Genomic DNA, 2653 nt, shown 5'->3' with positions numbered 1-2653 from the left:
CAACCTCGAAGCGATCGAACGCGGTGCGTATCAGGATTTTCACGGCCGGATTTACGCGGTCGGCTTTGCGCGGAGCTATGCGCGCTTCGTCGGCATCGCCGAGCAACCGATCGCCAGCGCGGTCAGCGACGCCTATGCGCAGGCGCGTCCGGCGCAGCAGGTGCATCACTGGGCTTGAAGTCTGCGGCCGCTGCGGCTACCAGCGCCATCCGCACGCGGGTGTGGTGAAATTGGTAGACGCGCGGGACTCAAAATCCCGTTCCGCAAGGAGTGTCGGTTCGACCCCGACCACCCGCACCACAATTGCGTTCAGGCGGTCGCGAGTTCCAGCGTCTCGCTAATCTCGAACCACACGCTTTCGGCGGCATCGAGCTTCTTCGACACTTGCGCATGTTGCTTGGCCAATTCGGCGGGGCTCAATCGCGCCAGCCAGGCTTCTGCATTGCTCGGATCGAGCAATGCGCGGTCGATTGCGTCGCGCTGCTTGGTCAGCTTCACGACCAACGCCTCGGCCTCATGCGCGCGTTTCTGCAGCGCGACCGCGGCGGCGCTGATCTGCGGCTTGTCGTCTTTCTTGACGGCCTTGCTCTTGCCCGCCGTATCGCCGCCCTCGCCGGCCAAGACGAAGGCGATATAATCCTCCATGCTGCCGGCATATTCCTTCGCCGTGCCGTTATCGACCAGCACCAGCCGGTCGGCGGTCAGCTCGACCATGTGGCGATCGTGGCTGACCAGGATCACCGCACCGTCATATGCGTTGAGTGCCTGCACCAATGCCTCGCGCGCATCGACGTCGAGGTGGTTGGTCGGCTCGTCGAGGATCAGCATGTGCGGCGCGTCGCGCGTGATCAGCGCCAGCGCGAGCCGCGCGCGCTCGCCGCCCGAAAGCTTGCCGACCTTCTGCGTCGCCTTGACGCCCGAGAAACCGAAGCGCCCGAGTTGCGCGCGGACCGCGCCCGGCGTCTTGCCCGACATCATCCGCGTCATGTGTTCGAGCGGGGTGTCGTCGCCGTCGAGCTCCTCGACCTGGTACTGCGTGAAATAGCCGACGCGCATCTTGCCCGACGCCGTCATCGCGCCGTCCATCGCGGGCAATTGCGCCGCGAGCAGGCGGGCGAGCGTGGTCTTGCCATTGCCGTTGCGCCCCAACAGCGCGACGCGGTCATCGGGGTCGAGCCGCAAGTTGAGCCGCTGCAGGATCGGCTTGTCGGCATAGCCGACCGCCGCCATGTCGAGCGTGATCAGCGGCGGGCGCAATTCCTCGGGGCTGGGGAAATCGAACGACAGCGTCGAATCCTCCGCCATCGAGGCGATCGGCTGCATCTTGGCCAGCATTTTCTGGCGGCTCTGCGCTTGCTTCGCGGTCGAGGCGCGCGCGCTGTTCTTGGCGATATATTCGCTCAGCTTGGCACGCTGCGCATCCTGCGACGCCTTGGCGGCGGCGAGCTGTGCGACGCGCTCGGCGCGCTGCCGCTCGAAACTGTCATAGCCGCCAGTGTAGAGATAGACCTTGCCGCCTTCGAGATGCAGGATCGTGTCGACGACATTGTTGAGCAAATCGCGCTCATGGCTGATCACGACCATCATCGCCGGATAGCTTTTCAGGAAATTTTCGAGCCACAGCGTCGCTTCGAGATCGAGATGGTTCGACGGCTCGTCGAGCAGCAGCAGATCGGGTTCGGAAAACAACAGCGAGGCGAGCGCCACGCGCATCTTCCACCCGCCCGAATAGCTGTCGAGCGGGCGCTGCTGCATTTCCTCGTCAAAGCCCAGCCCGACCAGAATCCGCGCCGCGCGCGCCTCGGCGGTGTACGCGTCGATCGCGGTAAGCCGGTCATACACCGCCCCCATCCGGTCGGGATCGGTGCAGGTCTCCGCCTCCAGCATCAGCGCCGCGCGCTCGGTATCGCCCGCCAGCACCGCTTCGATCGGCGTGGTGGTGCCCGACGGCGCTTCCTGCGCGATATAGCCGATGCGCGTGCCGCGCGGCATTTCGATCTCGCCGAGATCGGGCTCGAGCTGGCCGATCATCACCTTCATCAGCGTCGATTTGCCGGCGCCATTGCGCCCGATCAGCCCGACACGGCTTTTGGGCGGCAAGGCGGCGGTCGCGCCGTCGAGGATCGCGCGCCCGCCAAGGCGCACCGTGATACCATTGATGTTGAGCATAAGCCGCGCGCCTAGCAGATTGTTGCGCTGCACCCAAGGGGCGGGTTTGTGCGTTCTCTCCGATCACCCCCCCCGACCGTTCGTGCTGAGCCTGTCGAAGCACTGCACTTCTTCTCCGCCGCGCGGAAAGAAAGGCAGCCCTTCGACAAGCTCAGGGCGAACGGGGTAGGGGGAGTTACGAAGCGCAGACATAAGGACCGAATATGAGCGTCGCCTTCCGCCGCGAAAGCGACGAAGAACATCTCGAACCCAAATTCGAGCGGCCAATCGCGCCGGGGCCCAACCTCGTCACCGCGCATGGTCTCGCGCTGATCGGGGAGCAGGTCGTAACGCTCGAAACCGCAATCGCCGCCGCGCCCGAGGAAGACCGCGCCGCGCTCCAGCGCGAACTCCGCTACTGGCACACCCGCCAGACCACCGCCGAAGTGGTGCCACCGCCAGCACCCGGCACCGTCGGCATCGGCAGCCGCGTCACCTATCGCCT

At 65.4% G+C, this 2653-nt stretch carries 2 protein-coding genes, 1 tRNA gene and 1 pseudogene; 3 read left to right on the top strand and 1 reads right to left on the bottom strand.

What is annotated here, in order from left to right:
* Nucleotides 1-13: 13 nt before the first annotated feature.
* Nucleotides 14-178 carry a helix-turn-helix domain-containing protein gene (locus ABWP09_RS14140; protein ID WP_353205759.1) on the top strand — a complete coding sequence of 55 codons (165 nt, stop codon included), beginning with the start codon at nt 14-16 and terminating at the stop codon, nt 176-178.
* A gap of 37 nt (nt 179-215) precedes the next feature.
* Nucleotides 216-300, top strand: a tRNA-Leu gene (locus tag ABWP09_RS14135).
* Between the two features lie 9 nt (nt 301-309).
* Here ABWP09_RS14135 and ABWP09_RS14130 read toward each other — a convergent pair.
* Nucleotides 310-2169, bottom strand: a complete 1860-nt coding sequence (locus tag ABWP09_RS14130; protein ID WP_353205758.1) for an ABC-F family ATP-binding cassette domain-containing protein — start codon at nt 2167-2169, stop codon at nt 310-312.
* A gap of 203 nt (nt 2170-2372) precedes the next feature.
* Between ABWP09_RS14130 and ABWP09_RS14125 the strand changes: the two are divergent.
* Nucleotides 2373-2653 (top strand): annotated as a pseudogene (locus ABWP09_RS14125) (GreA/GreB family elongation factor); the annotation flags it as partial.

This window comes from Sphingomonas sp. (assembly GCF_040398505.1).
In the GTDB taxonomy this organism is placed as follows: Bacteria; Pseudomonadota; Alphaproteobacteria; order Sphingomonadales; family Sphingomonadaceae; genus Sphingomonas.
Note: the sequence above shows the minus strand (reverse complement) of the source record. Positions and strands in the feature narration are given on the sequence as shown.